Here is an 18,352-nt window from a genome sequence, read left to right as displayed (position 1 = left end):
ACCTCTGTCTTTATTTTATTCTTTTACGCTTCCCATTGTAATTCCAGAAATAATATACCTTGACATAAACGCATAGAACACAAGAATCGGAATCAACGAAACTGCGACTCCAAGATAAATTGAACCATATTCTGTGCGGTAAATATCGCCACGCAAAGATTGAACAAGCATTGGCAAAGTATATTTATCTTGATCTGAAAGAAGAACAAACGGCGTCATAAAATTGTTCCAAGAAGCAACAAAAGAGAAAATGCTCTGCGCCGCAATTGCCGGCGTCAAAATCGGGAGCATTATCGTGTTGAAAATTCTAAATTCACCAGCTCCATCTATTCTTCCAGCATCAATAAGTTCAAATGAAAGAATTGATTCCATATATTGACGCAAGAACAGAACAGTTCCGGCCGAAGCAATTGAAGGAACAATAAGCGGAATAAAGCTGTTTGTAAGATGAATTTTCGCCATAAACTGATAGAATCCAATAAACGAAAGAGTTCCAGGAATCATAATTACAACAAGAATAAATCCCCAAAGCAAATTTCTTCCTTTAAATTTATAAACTTGAATTCCATAAGCTGTCAATGTAGAAAAATAAACTCCAAGCACAGTTGAAAAAATCGCAATAACCGCGCTGTTTCCAAATCCGCGCCAGATTTTAAAAGAACGGCTTGTAAGATTTTTCCAGTTTTGCAAAGTATTAGTTCCTGGCAAAAGAGAAATTCCAGAGTTAATCTGCGCATTCGTTCTTGTTGCGTTCACAAGCATAAGATAAATCGGAACAACAGCAAGCAGCGCAAAGAAAACCATCATCACATATAAAATAGTTCTTTTAAATGAAAGTTCATACTTATATTTCATAGCAAGCTCCTTGTATTAGTCTTCCTTGCGGGATTTTGCAGGACGCTCCTTTACAAGAGCATTTATTCCAAGAGATAAAATAATTGTGATAATAAATATAGCAATCGCAATTGCAGCGGCATAAGAATAATCTGTTCCGCCTTGGAATCCCATGTTGTAAAGATAAACTGACATCGTTCTAATCTTAAAGTCAGGCTCGCCGTGCATTCCTGTAAGCAAGAAAGGAATTTCAAAAAGCTGCATTCCGCCAATCATTGAAGTAACAAGAATATAAAGCATCATCGGGCGCAAAAGCGGCAATGTTATATAGAAAGTCTGCTGGCGGTTATTCGCTCCGTCAACAATAGCAGCCTCATACAAAGAAGGTGAAATACTTGTAATTCCAGCCATAAGCATAATCAAAGTATGACCGCACCACATCCACCACTGAATAAAAGAAACAATCAAGCGTGAAGCATTTGGCATTCTAAAAAAATTGAATCCTTGCTTTACAACTTCGCCGTCAACAACTCCAGAAGACCAGATTCCAAGAGTTCCTGTCAAAAACTGATTTACAGGTCCAACCGGATAAGCAAAAAGACTTCTAAAAAGAATCGCAATAGATGCAGTTGTCAAAAGATTCGGCATATAGAAAACCGCACGGAACAAGCCTTTTCCCTTTAAATTCAATCTTACATCAGTAAACCAAATTGCAAAAAGCAATGCGATTCCAAGCTGAGGAACAAAGTTGCAGCCCCACATTATAAAAGTGTTTTTTACGGCTCCCCAGAAATATCTATCATTTACAAGCTTCTGAAAATTCTTTAATCCGACAAAACTAAAGTCAGAGCGAAGACCTTTTAAATTGCTGAATCCTAAAATCAATGTATACAAAATCGGCCATAACTGAAAAGCCGCATAAACCAGTATAAAAGGCAAAACAAAAAAGTATCCGTTTCTATTTGTCTTGGTTTCTATTCCGGATTTTTTTTTCATCTTGAAACCTCCAAAAAATTTTCCGGCAGAAACCGGGCAAAAGACGTCTGGTCAAGATACAATTACGCAAAAAAACTTGACTCAGCCGTTTTAGGATTTGATAAATCCTAAGCAAAGCCCGATGCAGTAAAAACCGCATCAGGCACAAATTATATTTTTACAAAGAAAGTGAAAGTGTTGAAGAAACCTGAGCCTTGAAGTCGTCAAGAGCCTGCTGCTTTGTCTTTTCACCATTTACATAAGCTGCTGTTTCTTCAGAGAAAATTGACTCAATAGCCTGGTCAGTTCCCTGTGAAAGCTTTCCGTTTACAGATTCAGCCATCTGTGCAAAAGCTGAATAGTGATTCTGTCCTGCAAGGTAAGGATCTGCATAGCTGTCTTTGATTTTTTCAACAACATTTTTGTTTGAAACAACATCGCCTGTATCTTTTGCCCAAGCCTCAAGGAATGCATCGTCAGTAGCAATGTATTTTATAAGTTCTTTTGCAGCGTTAGGATTTTTTGTTCCTTTCCATGCGCCAACCCAAGTTCCGCCCCAGCGATAGCCTACAGGACCTGCGCACATTGCCCAGTCTCCAGAAGATTCCGGAGCGTTTGTCTTAAGAACATAGTGAAGTCCCCAAGTTGGAAGGAAATAGCTGAATATTTCTTTGTTTTTTCCTGCTTCATCTTTAAATGTTCCTTTCATTCCTGCGAACCAGCCTTCTGACCACTGACCAACACGGCCTTCATATCCTTTGTCATGCAAAGTCTTGCACATATCCATGTAGTCGTACATTTTCTGGTCAATAACAAGCTTGTCATCTACAACCCAAGGAGATGCACGGCCTGCGCTGTAAGGTTTGAACATATCGCCTGTAGAAGAAACAATATAGCAGTCGCCACTTGATTTCTGCTTTAAAAGCTCTGCAGTTTCAAGGAATTTGTCCCAGTTTGCAAGATGTTTCTGAACTTCAGCAGGATCATCTGTTCCAAGATATTTTTTTGCAAGCGAGCGGCGATAGAAAACTGCGCCTGGAGTAACTTGCCATGACATTCCGTAAACTTTTCCGTTGTAAGTTCCAACTTCTACAGGATAAGGATAAACCTTGTCTTTTACTTCATTGTAAATATCTGTAATGTCAAGCAAAAGTCCTGATTCAATGTATTTGCGCACAAAAGCATCTTCCAAAGCAAAAACATCAGGACAGCCAGCGCCAGATGCCAAAACAGGATCTAGCTTATTCGGAAACTGGTCTGTAGGTGTAAGTGAATATGAAATTTCATATTTTCCTGCAAAACGAGAATCTTTCTGGAAATAATTTTTTATCATTCCGTCCAATTCATCTGTAAAAGACCAGACTACAAGCTTGTTGTTTGCATCTGATTTTCCCTGAGGCGCTTTATCTTTAGAACACCCCCCCCCGATAAAAGCAAAAGCTCCAATCATTGCCGCAGAAATAACTGCAAAAGTTTTCTTCATAAGTTTCCTCCATTTTAACATTATGAAAAATATTAGCCGGAAAAATCCAGCCATCCTAAATAGAAATACCGGCCGCCAAGAAGGACGTGTGAACTTAATCACGTGGCAACCGGTTTCCTAAAAATTAGGCTATCATCGTTTCTTTTATTTGTCAAACAAAAAATTCATTTTTTTTATAAATTCTTACAATTTTTCTAAAATCCATAATTCCGCAGAAAATTCTATTCTACTAAATGTAAAAATTCATTATGATTTGAAAAAGTAAATTTTACGGAGAAAAGAATGCAATACGGATATTTTGATGACGAAGCTAAAGAATATGTTGTTACACGTCCAGACACACCGACTTCCTGGAGCAACTATCTTGGCTCAACTGAATATGGAGCTGTAATAACAAACAACGCAGGTGGATACGGATTTTACAAATCTGGAGCGCAAGGAAGATTTATGCGCCTTAGATTCAATTCAATTCCAATGGATCAGCCTGGCCGCTATTTTTATCTGCGCGACATGGAATCCGGCGACTACTGGTCAGCTTCATGGCAACCTGTAGGAAAACCTTTGGACAAATTTAAAAGCGAATGCCGCCACGGAACTGCATACACAAAAATCACTTCTGAATACGAAGGAATCAAGTCTGAAACAAAATACTATGTTCCGCTCGGACAGACATTTGAATACTGGCGTCTAAAAGTTACAAATACTGGCAGCAAAAAACGCAAGCTCCGCGCATTCAGCTACTGCGAATTTTCAAACCAATGGAACACAACGCAAGACCAAGTAAATTTGCAGTATTCGATTTTCATCGTAAAAGGTGAAAAATCCGCGCCAAATATGCTGCGTTATTCAATACACGAAAATCTTTACATTCAGCATCAAAAAAATCCAAACGTTAACGACTACATGAGCGAATGGATGGCTCTTGCCGGCGCGCCAATGACAGGATTCGACACAAGCCGCGAAGCATTTATCGGAACTTACGGAAGCTACAAAGAGCCTGCCGCAGTTCTAAAAGGCGAATGCTCAAATTCAGAAGCGTTCGGAGACAATTCCTGCGGAACAGTTCAGGCTGACATAGAATTAAATCCGGGAGAAACAAAAGAAATAATGGTTCTTCTTGGAATCGGAGACGCAAATGTTGAAGGCAAAAAAACTGTAGAAGAATTTGGAACATTTGAACGCGCAGATCAAGAATTTGAAAAGCTTGTAAAAAACTGGCATTCAAAACTAGACAGTTTTTCAGCAGTTACGCCGGACGAAGATATAAACCACACAGTGAATATGTGGGGACTTTACAACTGCCTTATAACTTTCGCCTGGTCAAGAGCCGCATCTTTGGTTTACAACGGAGAACGCGACGGACTTGGCTACAGGGATTCAGTTCAGGACATTCTTGGTGTAAGCGCGGCAATTCCGCAGGAAGCAGAAGAACGACTTGTTCGGCTTTTAAGCGGACAGTTTTCAAACGGAGGCGCATTACCTGTAATAAGCAAGGACTTTGAAGCTGGGAAACAAAAAATGATTCCAGCAGAAGAATTCCGCTCAGACGACTGCCAGTGGTTCTTTAACGCGGTGCCTTGTTTTGTCGCAGAAACTGGAAACTTTGATTTCTTCAACCGCATAGTTCCTTATGCAGACAAAGGCGAAGCTACGGTTTACGGACATTTAAAGCAGGCTCTTTTGTTCAACCTTGAGAGAATGGGAAAAGACGGATTGCCTTGCGGCCTTCTTGCCGACTGGAACGACTGTCTTAAGCTTGGCTATCACGGGGAAAGCCTTTTTGTTGCATTCCAGCTTAGACTCGGACTTACAACTTACGCAGATATTTCAAAACGCCTCGGAAAAAACGACGAAGCTGAATGGGCATTGAGCGAGCGCAAAAAACTTGATGAAAACATCCAAAAAAAATGCTGGGACGGAAAATGGTTTATCTGGGCAATCGCAGAAGACGGAACAGTCTACGGAACTCAGTCAATTGAAGAAGGACAGATTTACTTCAACACACAAGTCTGGTCAGTTCTTTCAGGAGCTGCAACTCCAGAACAAGTAAAAACCTGCCTTGAGTCTGTAAAAGAAAAACTTGCAACTCCTTACGGACTTATGCTTTGCGCGCCGCCATTTATCTACGCAAGCCGCGACATAATGAGCTCAGTTGTATATCTTCCGGGAATCAAGGAAAACGCCGGAATTTTCAATCATACACAAGGTTGGGGCGTTATTGCTGAAATCATGAACAGAAACGGAGACAGAGCCTACGAATATTGCAAAGCCGCTCTTCCAGCCGCATATAACACAAAGGCAGAAATCCGCCAGAGCGAACCTTATGTAATCGGACAGACAACTTATTCCACATATTCAAAACGTCCGGGCAACACAAGAGTTTCTTGGCTTTCTGGAGCCGCAACTTGGAACTATTATTCAATCACGCAGTATATGCTTGGAATTCGTCCGCAGTACACAGGGCTTTTAATAGATCCGTGCATTAAGCATGACTGGGACGGATTTAAAGTTGAACGTCGCTGGAGAAAAATGAATCTTCACATTGAAGTAAAAAATCCTTCGCATGTTTCAAAAGGAATTGAATATATTGAAGTAGACGGAAAACGCATTGACTCTTCAACAATTCCAGCTGAACTTTTAAAAGACGGAAGCACAATCATTGCCATAATGGGAAAAAATGCACTTCCTGTAGAAAACGAGCGTATGTAAAAACATCTTAACTAACGATAGTTCTAAAAACTACCGTTAGTTTACACCTTTACATTAAAACTAAACAATTTAAGGAAATTTCTTTATGGAACAATACAAAAAAGACTTTATAGATTTTATGGTTGAGTGCAATGTTCTAAAATTCGGTTCATTTACACTCAAAAGCGGAAGAAAATCTCCATTTTTTATGAACGCAGGAGCATACACAACAGGAAGCCAGCTTGCACGTCTTGGAGAATTTTATGCAAAAGCAATCCATGACAATTTTGGAGACAACTTTGACGTTTTGTTTGGACCTGCATACAAAGGAATTCCTTTAGCCATAACAACAGCAATCGCATACCATAACCTCTACGGAAAAGAAATCAAATATTGCTCAGACAGAAAAGAAGAAAAAGATCACGGCGCAGACAAAGGTTCTCTTCTAGGATACAAAATTCAAGACGGAGACCGGGTTGTGATAATAGAAGACGTAACAACTTCCGGAAAATCAATTGAAGAAACTTACCCAAAAATCAAGGCGCAGGAAACAATCCCTGGCGGAATAAAAATAGTAGGCGAAATAGTAAGCCTAAACCGCATGGAAAAAGCCCCTGACAGCACAAAAGCCGCCCTTGACGTTATAACAGAAAAGTACGGATTTCCTGCACGTGCAATAGTTTCAATGGCAGATGTTGTTGAAAGTTTATACACAAACGGAGAGAAAAAAATCATCACTGACGAAATAAAAAAGGAAATTGACGCATATTACAGTGAATGGGGTGCAAATAATTGAATTTTCCAGTTAAAAAATTAAAATTTTTTGCATTTTACGCAGTAATTTCAATCTGTACCCTTTTATCATTGGGTGCAGAAGATAAATTTTCACCGCAAAAAATAGTATGCCTTTCGCCTTCGGGTGCAGAAATATTATGCGCATTGGACAGTTTTGACAAAATAAAAGCAAGAACAGATTACTGCGACTACCCGGAAAAATTAAAAAGCCTGCCTTCAGTTGGCGGATTTGACGGAAAAACATTAAGCATAGAAACAATACTTTCATATTCCCCCGATTTTATTTACGGCTCGCAAGGAATGCATGATTTTTTTAAAAAGCCGCTAGAAAACCTTGGCATAAAAGTTTTTTTAAGCAATGCCGCAAACGGAATTTCCCAGACAAAGCAAGAAATCCTTTATATTGCAAATCTTCTTGAAAAGCATAATGAAGGAAAAAAAATCATTGAGCACATAGAACAACAGATAAATTCTGTACCCAAATCTGCACCCATAAAAACAGTTTATTATGAAGTTTGGGCTGAACCTTTTATGACAGCAGGAAAATCTTCTTTTATAAATGAACTTTTAGAAGCCGCAGGTTATAAAAACGTATTCGCTTCAGTAAAAGAAAGCTATCCAATGGTAAGCGAAGAGTCAATTATAGCAAGCCAGCCGCAAATAATAATTTTGCCAGATGCAAACGGCATAAAACCGCAAGATATAAAAATGCGCCGTGGCTGGAACAAAATACCGGCTGTAAAAAACAATTCAATTTTTACCATTAATGCAGATTTAATTTCAAGGCCAGGTCCTAGAATAGGAGAAGCTGTGCTCGCATTAAGCAAACTATCCAATTAAAGCATTAAATGAAAAAAGCATCACTGTTTATAATATTTGCAGCAAGCATATTTTTCTCTTTGATTCTGGGAGCTGAACAAATAAAGATTTCAGAAGTATTCTGCAACGGTGACAGTTTTTCAAAAATAGTCTTTTTTAACATAAGACTTCCACGCACAATTCTTTGCCTTATCGCAGGCATAACTTTAGCCGGAAGTGGCTCTGTGTTCCAGTTGTTTTTTAGAAATCCGCTTGCAGAACCAGGAATAATGGGAGTTTCCTCCGGCGCAACATTGGGAGCAGTTTTAGCTTCTTGCGCAGGAATTTTCAATACAACTTTTTTTTCGTCCTTGCAGTTTGGCTCTTTTTTGGGCGCACTGATTTCTGGAGCACTTGTAATAGCCATAGCCGGAAAAAAAACGCCGTCAACACTTTTGCTTTGCGGAACTGCGCTTAGCACATTATATTCCGCATTCAGTTCAATTTTGCTTTCCATAAATGACCGGCAGCTTCATTCTATTTATATGTGGATGCTAGGCAGCTTCAGCGGAAGGGGCTGGGAAGAACTCTTGTTTATTCTGCCACCATTTTTGGGTGCAGTTGTAATTTTTTGCCTTTGCATATTCAAACTAGACATTCTTTCCTGCGGCGAAACAAACGCTATTTCACTAGGACTTTCTGTAAAAAAACTTCAGCTTATAATTTTAATTTCTGGAGCATTGGCAGTTTCTGCTGCAGTATGCGCCGGCGGCACAATAGGATTTATAGGCTTGATTGCGCCACATATCACACGAAAAATCTTTGGAGCAAAGGCAAAAACTGTAGTTCCTCTTTCAATGGTTACAGGCGCTTCAATTTTGCTTCTTTCTGACACCATTTGCAGAACTATAATTTCCCCGGCAGAACTTCCAGTGGGTACAGTTACAGCAATACTCGGTGCGCCATTTTTTATTTCACTTTTGTTTTCGCAAAAAAGAGGTACAGAATGGATGAACTAAAAGTTTGCAACCTCAACGCAGGCTGGAACAAAAATCAAATTCTTTTTAACATAAACATTTCTATAAAAAAAGGAGAGTTCATCTGTCTTTCAGGGCCAAACGGAAGCGGAAAATCAACATTGCTTTCAATAATGGCAGGGGTACAGACAGAGCCAGTTTTTGGAAATATAAAGGAATCTGTACCCATTTCTTGCCTTAACATAAAACAAAGAGCAAAAACTGTATCCTATATGCAGCAAAAAGAGTTTCCGACATGGGATTACAGCGTAAAAGACATTGTGCTTACAGGAAGATTTCCGCACACAAACTTTACTGGATTCTATTCAAAAGCTGATTTTTATGCGGCAGAAAAAGCAATAGAACAGCTTAATGTAGAAAATTTGGCAAACAAAAGCATTCTGGAACTTTCAGGCGGAGAATTTCAAAAAGCTAGAATTGCAAGAGCCGTTGCGCAAGAAACAGAATTTATGCTTTTAGATGAACCTGTAGCAGGACTAGATTTTACTTACCAAGAAGAGCTTTTATCTCTTTTAAAATCAATTGCAAAAGAAAAAAATACTGGAATTCTTATTTCAATTCACGATATAAATACAGCCGCCAGGTTCGCACAGAAAATCGCGCTTCTCCCAAAATTCAAACCTTGTCTTTATGGAACTCCAGAACAAATTATGACAAAAGAAAACCTTTGTGCAGCATACAATGCAAATATAGAAATCTGTACCCATCCAGTTTACAAAACTCCATTGGCAGTCTTCTAAAAAAACGCTCTTGGTAAAAAACAGAAAATCCGCTAAAATAACTTTATGAAAACAACTCCTAGTTACACAGTAATTTACAGCGACGATGAAATTGTTGTACTAAATAAAAAAAGCGGACTTTTAGTTGCCGCAGATAGATACGATGCTGAAGCTCCGCGACTGGATCTTCTTGCAGAAAAGGAATTCGGAAGCCTTTTTGCAGTGCATAGAATTGACAAGGACACAAGCGGAATTGTAATTTACGCAAAAACTCCAGAAGCCCATAGAAACATTTCAATGCAGTTTACAGAAAGAACTGTAAAAAAAATATATCATTGCCTTGTAAACGGACATCCGGCTTGGGACAATTTTACAGTAGACCTTCCGCTTCTTCCAGATGGAGATGACAGGCACAGAACTGTAATCAACAAAAAATTTGGAAAGCCGTCCGTAACTTATCTTGAAGTCGTAGGAAACTGCGGACCTTACACTTGGATAAAGGCATTTCCAAAAACTGGAAGAACACATCAAATTCGCGCTCATCTTCAGTCCACGGGATTTCCAATTGTATGCGATCCTCTTTATTCAGGAAATCAAAAACCCGTCCGACTTAGCGACATCAAACGAAAATGGAACGGAGATGTTTACGAAGAACGACCTCTTTTAAACAGACTTGCGCTTCATGCTTATTCAATTGAAATTGCGCATCCAAAAACAGGCGAGCAAATTGTTTTTACAGCTCCTTATCCAAAAGACCTGGACGCAGTAAGAAATCAGCTTGCAAAAATTTTCAAGGTAGATCCTCTGGCATAAAAAATCTTAAAAAAAATTCATGCGCTTCCTAAAAAACTGTGATAAAATATAAAAAAACTGGAGGACAAACATGAAAAAGTACATAACTATAAGCCGTGAATATGGCAGCGGCGGACATACAATCGGAAGTATCGTGGCAAAGGAACTTGGAATTCCGTTTTATGATAACGAAATAATCGACCTTGCAGCAAAGGATTCTGGACTTCATCCTGATTTTATAAAAAAGAACGAACAGAACATTTCTTCTGGATGGCTTTACACTCTTTTGCTTGGAGCAAGTTATGCCACACCGGGAACAGGCTCAATGCATCTTGGAATGAACTCTGCAACATCAACAGCTCCTCTTGCCGATCAGGTTTTCAATGCGCAAAGAAACGCCATAATTCAGCTTGCAAAAAAAGGACCTTGTGTTATTGTCGGCCGCTGCTCGGATTATGTTTTGCGCCACTGCGAGGAAATTGACAGAAAAGATATTTTGAATATTTTTATTTATGCGCCGCTTGCTGACAAAGTTCAGTACGCAATAAAAACAAAAGGACTTGATCCTGCAACAGCGGAACGCGATGTAAAGCTCATAGACAAAAGAAGAGCAAACCATTACAACACTTTCACAGAGCGCACTTGGGGAAACAGAGCGCACTACGATATGCTTATAAACAGTTCCCTCCTTGGAATGGAAAAAACCGCAAAAATGATTGCACAAATTGCAAAGGAATCATAACTTGATTCTTACAGTCTGAATACGACGGGCACTTTGATCTTCAACAATAAAAAGCGTCCCGTCTTTTTTATATACAGAGCCTACAGCCGGAAGCTCGTCAAACCGCTCAAGAAGCCATCCGCCTAAAGTGTCAAAATTTTCACTTGAAAGATTCATGTAAAGAACATTGTTCAAGTCATCAAGCTTCATGTCTCCAGGAACAAGAAATTCATTCACACCAACAAGTGTTATGCGCTTTTCTGGAGGAACATCTGCCATGCCGTGCTCATCTGTAATTCTTCCAAAGACTTCATGCAGAATATTATCCAAAGTTACAATTCCTGTCATTTCACCGTATTCATTTACAGCAACTGCGAAATTGTTTTTTTCAGATTTGAATTTCTTTAAAAGCTCAATCGCGCTCAAAGTTTCCGGCACAAAAAGAACAGGCTGCATACATTGGCGCACAAAATCATTGCAAGAGCAAATTTTTTTATCAGCGAAAAGAACATCTTTAAAATAAAGCACGCCCACAATTTCTTCACTGCCATTTTCATAAACCAGAATTCTTGAGTAGCCGGTTTCTTCAAAAACTTTTATTACATTTTCAAAAGAATCCGATGCATAAATATGGCGCACAAGCGAACGATGCCTCATTATATTGTGAACATTCAAGTCTGAAAATTCAAATATCCGCTCAAGCATTTTACGCTCGTCCTGCTCCAGAGTGCCTTCGTTTTCCCCGATTGCAATAAGCGCCTTCAGTTCTTCTTCTGTAATCAAAGGGCGTTTTGCCTTTACAAGTTTTTTTTCAAGAAAATCAAGAAGCTTTGTAAACTGAAAGAAAAGCCATATTACAGGAAAAAATACTTTTTGAATAATCAAAATTGGAACAGCTGAATTCTGCGTTACAAATTTCTGATTAAAACTTGCAAATGTCTTTGGAATTATTTCAGCAAAAACAATAACCAAAACCGTAATTGCGGCAGTGGCAAACGAAACATATTCCGCCCCGAAAACTTTTAGTGCAAAAGCCGTAGCAATCGAAGAGTTCAGGGTATTTACAAAATTTGTTCCTATTAAAACAGTTGAAATAAGCTGGTCAAGTTCCGATTTTATTTTGTAAACTCTTATTGAATTCTTTGAATTTTCCTTGAGCATTTGCCTTACAGAAATTCTTGAAATGCTGGTAAAGGCTGTTTCTGTCGCTGAAAAAAATGCGCCTAAAAACAAAAGGAATGCAATTGCAAAAAGATTCAAAAGAATATAAAACGCGCTCATTTTTGCTCTCCGTCTTTTTGCATTTTGATTTTTTTTACACGGTTGTCTTCCATTTTTATAACGGTGAATTTATATCCTTCCGCAACAACGAAATTTCCTTCCTGCGGAATTGAGCCAAGTTTTTCGCAAATAAAGCCGCCTATAGTTTCGCAATTTTCAGAGGAAAGATTTATTCCAAGCTTTTCATTCAAATCAATAAGACGAGCAAAACCGTCAATTTCGCATTCGTGAGTATTTTCAATTATAAGATTTGCTTTATGCGCACGGATATTTTTTCCATCTGTAACAGGACCAAAAATTTCACGGACAATATCTTCTCTTGTTAAAATTCCGTAAGTTCCAGAATATTCATCAATTACAACTGCCATGCTCTGCCGGTTTTCCCAAAGCATCTGCTGAACTCCGGACATTTTTTTTGTTTCAAGAATAAAAAGGGGAGGACGCATTGTCTTTTGCACACTAAACTCTGAAGTCCTGTTTTTGAACGACAGCATATCTTTTATATAGATAATTCCCACAATATCATCAATGTCTTTTTTATAAACTGGGAAGCGGGAAAAACCAAAACGCTGGGCTTTTTCAATAATGTCGGAATAAGAATCATTTACGCTCACAGCTTTGATTTGCTTGCGGGGAATCATAATGTCCTTTGCCTCAAGGTCAGTAAACTTAAAAACCTGAGACATCATGTTTTTTTCATTCACTTTTAAAATTCCCTGCTCGCATCCAACGTCCAAGAAAGTTTTTATTTCCTCTTCAGTGTAAGAAACTTTTTTTGGCTTTACATTGATTTTAAAAACTTTCAGCACAAGCCTTGAAAAAGAAGTGAAAACCATTACAAGCGGAAAGAGAAGCGTTTCAATAACCTGAACAAAAAAACTAAAGAAAAACGCGACCGCTTCTGGATGATGCGTTGCAATAATTTTAGGCGTAATTTCACCAAAAACCAAAAGCAAAATTGTTACGGCAAAAGTTGCAAGCCCGATTCCAGCCGAACCAAAAAGTCCGACCGCTATAAAAGTAAAAACTGCTGAAAGGGCAATGTTGACGATATTGTTTCCAACAAGAAGAGTATTTATAAGCCTGTCTTTGTTTTTAAGAAGATTCCAAACACGGATTGCGCGCTTGTCTTGCTTTCCACGCAAAAGGCGCACACGGAGTTTGTTAACTGAAAAAAAAGCGCTTTCTGCGGCGGAAAAAATTGTCGAAAGAACAATAAGAACTACCGCAGTTGCCAAAAGTGCCGGCAAGGGAACAGCCAGAGAATCCACTACTTTTTGCTCTCCTGATTTTCTTTTATTGCTGAAAATTTGCGCACGGTTTCCAAAGCCTTTAAGATTTCCTCTGAATATCCGCCTTCTGTTTTTATGCTGTAGGCTTTTTCCAAGCACTGCTGAACACGCTCAAAATCAATATCCGGCAAATTTACAAGAACATAAGCCGCCATGTACATTGCTTCTTGACGCTGCAAATCTGAAAGGGAACTTTTTTCCGCAATCTGCTCGAAAGGCTCGGCGGGATCTTTTCCTTGCGCAAATGCTTCAAGCGATTTATTGTAAGCGTTGCGAACTTCATAATCTCCCAAAAGTCCTGTTGAGTCCTGCGAGTCAAGCACAATAAATTCCTGAATCAAATCTTTTAAAAGGAAACAATGTTCTTGCCTTGTATTTTCAACCAACTCATTTATAGCCTGAGCTTTTTCTATGCCGGAAGATTTTTCAACTTTTTCTATCAACTCTTTTGTCTTTAAAGCTTCCTGTCCGGCATCTTTCATTTTTGCAGAGTACTCTTCAAAAGTGCTTTCGTTTTTTTCATCAAAATCAACATAAGCCAAAACATATCCGTCTTTTGAAACAAGATATGCGCATGGCCATTTGCGGACATTATAATAGCGCGCAAGCAATTCCTTTTTTTCGTAGGACTTTTTGATTTTCGCGGCGGATTTTAGTTCTTCTTCTGAAGCATTTTCTGGAACATTTGTCTTTGCATATTCAGTCTGAGAAAAATCCAAATTTGCAAAAACATATTCTTTTCCAAATTCCTTTGAAAAATCTTTTGTTAAAACAATATTTTCCTTAAAAGGCTTGCTTGTTTCCGCCCAGTCATCTCCGCTGAACAAAAGGTAAATATCCTTCTTTTGCTTTTTTGCAGCTTCCTTTGCAGAATCAAAATCTGAATACCACTTTGGCGCGCCGCATGAAGCAAGAAGAAATACTGTTGCAAAAGCTGCAATAAAAATTCCATTTCTTTTCATTTTTCTCTCCACAAATTAGTTAAAATATCTTATTCCTGCTGCAAAAATATTCTGGCAAGAACTTTCATTTGAATCCATTCCCGCAATATTTTTTATAAGGTCAATGCTTGAGCCGCCGTTGTCAGTTCCCATTGTTCGCTCATTGTGTCCCATTTTTCCAAGAACACGGCCATCTGGACTTGTAAGACCTTCAATTGCAAAAAGGCTTCCATTAGGGTTGTCTGGCTCAGTTCTTGAAGGAATTCCATTTTCGTCAACATATTGAGTAAAGACTTGCCCATTTTCAAAAAGTTTTTTTGCAAGTTCTTCGCTGATTACAATGCGTCCTTCTCCATGGCTTATTGGAATAAGGTGAATCTTTGAATTCAAAACACTAAAATCTTGCGCCCATGGACTTTTTGCGCTGACCATCCTTGTGCGCACAACTCTGCTTATGTGCCGTCCGATTTTATTGTAAGTAAGTGTCGGCATATCTGCGGAAGGCTCTTTTATTTCGCCATAAGGAACAAGACCTGTTTTTATAAGTGCCTGAAAACCGTTGCAAATTCCAAGCACAAGGCCATCGCGCTTTTTAAGCAGCTCCATTATGCTGTCTGCAATTCTATGCTCGCGGATTACATTAGCTATATATTTTCCTGAACCGTCCGGCTCGTCTCCTGCGCTGAATCCACCTGCAAAAGCAAGAATTTGAGCCTTGTCAATTTCCGCCTTAAACAAATCTAAGGATTCAGCCAAATCTTTTGGAGTTCTGTTGCGGAACACAACAATTTTTGTTTCTCCGCCATTCAAGTTAAATGCGCGTGCCATGTCGTATTCGCAGTTTGTTCCAGGGAAAACAGGAATTACAACTTTTGGCTTTGTCTTTCCAGCAGAATATTCAAAGGAAGAAGATTTTTTCCTAGCTTCCTCAAGCGACTCGTGTTCTTTCAATGCAAAAGAAGGCAATGAAGGCTGAAGCTCTGCGCCAGAAACTGGAGGGAAAACTTTTTCAAGCTTTGATTCCCATGCAGATTCAATTTCATCAAGAGAAATTTTTACATCTTCAAGTTCAATGCTAGGCTCGCAAATAGTTTCTCCAATTTTAGAAACAGTTCCTTCAGCAAAATCTTTTTCTGAATCAAGGTCAAAATCCGACTCAACTAAAATCGAACCATAAAGCGGAGTAAACAAATCGCTAACGTCAGCTTCTTTTATTCCAGAGGCAGCTGTGCAGCTTAAAGGAATTGTGTCCAAGGAAACTCCGATTTTATTTCCAAGCGACATTTTGCTCAATGCTTCTGCAATTCCGCCGGCGCAAACCGGATACATCGTATTTATTTTTTTCTGGCTGTTAAGCTTGTAAAGCGCAGCAGTGTTTTTCTTGAACACTTCAAAATCTGGGACAAGCTCCGCAGAATATGGAACGCTCACAAGGAAAACTTTGCTTCCCGCTTTTTTGAAAGAACCACTCACAACATTTTTTACATCATCAACATTCACGGCAAAAGAAACCAATGTGTGCGGAACATTAAGATTTTCAAAAGTTCCAGACATTGAGTCTTTTCCGCCGATTGAGCCAGTTCCCATTGCAAGCTGGGCATCAATAGAACCAAGCAATGCGGCTGCAGGATAACCCCAAGTTTTTTCTGTTACAGCACGTCCGAAAAATTCCTGGAATGTAAGACGGCAAGTGTCGGTTTTTCCGCCCATACAGGCAATTTTTGCCAAGCTAGAAAGAACTGCAACCTGCGCGCCGTGCCATGCCGACCACTGGGAAACACGAGGATCAAAACCGTAGCTCATAAGGCTGACTGTAGAAGTTTCGCGCGGGGAAACAACTGGAATTTTTGCAGCCATTCCTGCTTCTGGCGTTCCCTGATATTTTCCACCGTAAGGCATAAGAACTGAACTTGCTCCAATAGAACCGTCAAACCGCTCGCCAAGTCCGCGCTGACTGCAACAAGCCAAGTCGTTCATATTGCAAAGCCACGCTTCTTTTATGTCCGGATTTTCTGAATCTTCAAGAAGAATTTTTTCAACTGATTCAAGAGGATGAACCAAAGGGGAATTTTTCTGTTCTGCAGGACTTTCTATTGAAGCCACCGCATGATGTTCTGCTCCAGCTGTATCAAGGAAAGAACGGTCAATGTCTACGATTGTTTTTCCGCGCCACTTCATTACAAGTTTGTTTGTATCTGTAACAACTGCGACTACAACCGCATTTAAATTCTCTTTATTGCATTCCAATATGAATTTCTGAGCGTCTTCCTTGCGTACAACAACAGCCATTCTTTCCTGGCTTTCTGAAATTGCAAGTTCTGTTCCGTCAAGACCTTCATATTTTTTTGGAACAGCATCAAGGTTTATATCAAGCCCAGGAGCAAGCTCGCCAACCGCAACAGAAACTCCGCCCGCGCCAAAATCGTTTGAACGGCGAATCATACGGCACACATCTTTGTTTCTAAAAAGGCGTTGAATTTTACGCTCTTCTACAGCGTTTCCTTTTTGAACTTCGGCTGCAGCAGTTGCAACAGACTTCACATCGTGAACTTTTGAAGAACCAGTTGCGCCTCCAATTCCATCGCGTCCAGTTCCACCGCCAAGAAGAATTACAACATCTCCTGTTTCAGGTTCTTCGCGCATAACCTGATCACAAGGAGCAGCAGCAATAACCGCTCCAAGCTCCATGCGCTTAGCAACGTAGCCCGGATGATAAACTTCAGAAACTTGTCCTGTAGTCAAGCCGATCTGATTTCCATAGGAAGAAAACCCCTGGGCAGCTTCGCGTGTAAGTTTCATCTGCGGAAGTTTTCCAGGAAGCGTCTGGCTTAAAGGAACTGTAGGGTCAGCAGCTCCAGTAACACGCATTGCCTGATAAACCCAGGAACGTCCAGAAAGAGGATCACGGATTGCCCCTCCAATACAAGTTGCCGCTCCACCAAAAGGTTCAATTTCTGTAGGATGATTGTGAGTTTCATTTTTAAACTGCAAAAGCCAGCGTTCGTCAGGCTCGCCGCTTGTGTAATGAACATCTATAAAAACAGAGCAGGCATTTATTTCCGCGCTAACTTCAAGGTCGTCAAGTTTTCCGTGCTTGCGAAGATACTTTGCTCCAATGCAGGCCATGTCCATCAAAGTAACAGGCTTGTCTTTGCGGTCGGCATACAAATCGGCTCGCACAGCTTTATAATTTTCAAGCGATTTTTTTAATGCGGAAGCATAAGGTCCGTCTTCAATTTTTACATCGTCCAAAACTGTAAGGAACGTTGTATGGCGGCAATGGTCTGACCAGTAAGTGTCCAAAACGCGGATTTCTGTAAAGGTCGGATCACGGTTTATTGACTTAAAGTAATCTTGCATAAATTTAACATCAGCCAAATCCATGGCAAGACCAAGTTCTTTTCTATATGAATCAAGTTCGCTTTCTGATTTTGAAATAAATCCAGACACAACTGCAATATCAGCTGGTATAATAGAAGACATTTTAAGAGTTGCAGGCTTTGAACTGTCTGTAAGCCGGCTGTCAACCGGATTTATAAGATATTTTTGGATTTTTAAAACGTCATCTGCGCAAACGCTTCCTTCAAGAAAAACAATTTTTGCGCATCTTACAGCAGGCGGCTCTGTTCCGACTTTTGTGGCAGACTTCATTCCTTCACGCAAAAGTGTAAGACACTGTTCTGCGCTGTCCGCACGCTGGTCATACTGCCCCGGAAGATATTCCCATATAATCTGAGTAACATCAGCAGGAACTTCAAGTGAATCGTAAATAACAAAATCGCTTTGAGGCTCGGAAAAAATTCTTACAGCAGAAGCCTTTGCAACTTCGTCTGCGACATTTTCTATGTCATACCGGTTGAAATAACGGACGCCGGTAACTCCACCAATTCCTAAAAAACCTGTAATCTCGGAAAAAATCCGCGCCGCTTCATTCTGAAAACCGGCCTTTCTTTCAACATAGATACGAAACATTCGCATATTTTATAGCAAAACCGC

Annotated in this window: 14 protein-coding genes; 7 read left to right on the top strand and 7 right to left on the bottom strand. The window is 39.7% G+C overall.

The window, feature by feature from the left end; all coding sequences use genetic code 11:
- Positions 1-15 precede the first annotated feature (15 nt).
- The 3 genes from B3209_RS02785 to B3209_RS02775 form a co-directional block, all read right to left on the bottom strand.
- Entirely contained in the window at positions 16-855 is an 840-nt protein-coding gene (locus B3209_RS02785; protein WP_295798643.1) for a carbohydrate ABC transporter permease, read from the bottom strand.
- A 15-nt stretch (positions 856-870) separates the two neighbouring features.
- The gene (locus tag B3209_RS02780) at positions 871-1,830 is read right to left on the bottom strand and encodes a carbohydrate ABC transporter permease (protein ID WP_295798645.1); all 960 of its coding nucleotides are present in this window, start codon (positions 1,828-1,830) and stop codon (positions 871-873) included.
- 157 nt (positions 1,831-1,987) lie between these two features.
- Complete coding sequence (locus B3209_RS02775; RefSeq protein ID WP_295798647.1) at positions 1,988-3,292, bottom strand: ABC transporter substrate-binding protein; 1,305 nt, start codon at positions 3,290-3,292, stop codon at positions 1,988-1,990.
- Positions 3,293-3,574: 282 nt separating this feature from the next.
- Between B3209_RS02775 and B3209_RS02770 the strand changes: the two genes are divergently transcribed.
- From B3209_RS02770 to B3209_RS02740, 7 genes are all read left to right on the top strand, one after another.
- A complete protein-coding gene (locus B3209_RS02770; protein ID WP_296662245.1) occupies positions 3,575-6,001 on the top strand; it encodes a GH36-type glycosyl hydrolase domain-containing protein in 2,427 nt (808 codons plus the stop codon).
- Between the two features lie 85 nt (positions 6,002-6,086).
- Positions 6,087-6,776 (top strand): orotate phosphoribosyltransferase, encoded by a 690-nt coding sequence (pyrE, locus tag B3209_RS02765; RefSeq protein WP_296662246.1) that lies wholly within the window; start codon positions 6,087-6,089, stop codon positions 6,774-6,776.
- Positions 6,773-7,615 (top strand): ABC transporter substrate-binding protein, encoded by an 843-nt coding sequence (locus B3209_RS02760; RefSeq protein WP_296662247.1) that lies wholly within the window; start codon positions 6,773-6,775, stop codon positions 7,613-7,615. Before pyrE ends, B3209_RS02760 begins: the two co-directional genes overlap by 4 nt.
- Positions 7,616-7,623: 8 nt before the next feature.
- A complete protein-coding gene (locus tag B3209_RS02755; protein ID WP_296662248.1) occupies positions 7,624-8,592 on the top strand; it encodes a FecCD family ABC transporter permease in 969 nt (322 codons plus the stop codon).
- Positions 8,580-9,350 carry an ABC transporter ATP-binding protein gene (locus B3209_RS02750; RefSeq protein WP_296662249.1) on the top strand — a complete coding sequence of 257 codons (771 nt, stop codon included), beginning with the start codon at positions 8,580-8,582 and terminating at the stop codon, positions 9,348-9,350. The genes B3209_RS02755 and B3209_RS02750 overlap by 13 nt, the downstream gene beginning before the upstream one ends.
- Positions 9,351-9,395: 45 nt before the next feature.
- The gene (locus B3209_RS02745) at positions 9,396-10,142 is read left to right on the top strand and encodes an RluA family pseudouridine synthase (RefSeq protein ID WP_296662250.1); all 747 of its coding nucleotides are present in this window, start codon (positions 9,396-9,398) and stop codon (positions 10,140-10,142) included.
- 70 nt (positions 10,143-10,212) lie between these two features.
- A complete protein-coding gene (locus B3209_RS02740) occupies positions 10,213-10,863 on the top strand; it encodes an AAA family ATPase (RefSeq protein ID WP_296662251.1) in 651 nt (216 codons plus the stop codon).
- Here B3209_RS02740 and B3209_RS02735 read toward each other — a convergent pair.
- Genes B3209_RS02735 through B3209_RS02720 form a run of 4 tightly spaced genes read right to left on the bottom strand, consistent with a single transcriptional unit; the run spans position 10,858 to position 18,328 of the window.
- Positions 10,858-12,123: a hemolysin family protein gene (locus tag B3209_RS02735; RefSeq protein WP_296662252.1), complete on the bottom strand. Its 1,266-nt coding sequence runs from the start codon at positions 12,121-12,123 to the stop codon at positions 10,858-10,860. The genes B3209_RS02740 and B3209_RS02735 overlap by 6 nt on opposite strands.
- Positions 12,120-13,394: a hemolysin family protein gene (locus B3209_RS02730; RefSeq protein ID WP_296662253.1), complete on the bottom strand. Its 1,275-nt coding sequence runs from the start codon at positions 13,392-13,394 to the stop codon at positions 12,120-12,122. Before B3209_RS02730 ends, B3209_RS02735 begins: the two co-directional genes overlap by 4 nt.
- Entirely contained in the window at positions 13,394-14,377 is a 984-nt protein-coding gene (locus B3209_RS02725; RefSeq protein ID WP_296662254.1) for a thioredoxin family protein, read from the bottom strand. Before B3209_RS02725 ends, B3209_RS02730 begins: the two co-directional genes overlap by 1 nt.
- 15 nt (positions 14,378-14,392) lie before the next feature.
- Positions 14,393-18,328 (bottom strand): phosphoribosylformylglycinamidine synthase, encoded by a 3,936-nt coding sequence (locus tag B3209_RS02720; protein WP_296662255.1) that lies wholly within the window; start codon positions 18,326-18,328, stop codon positions 14,393-14,395.
- Positions 18,329-18,352: the final 24 nt, after the last annotated feature.

The organism is Treponema sp. UBA6852 (assembly GCA_002449305.1).
GTDB lineage: Bacteria > Spirochaetota > Spirochaetia > Treponematales > Treponemataceae > Treponema_D.
Note: the sequence above shows the minus strand (reverse complement) of the source record. Positions and strands in the feature narration are given on the sequence as shown.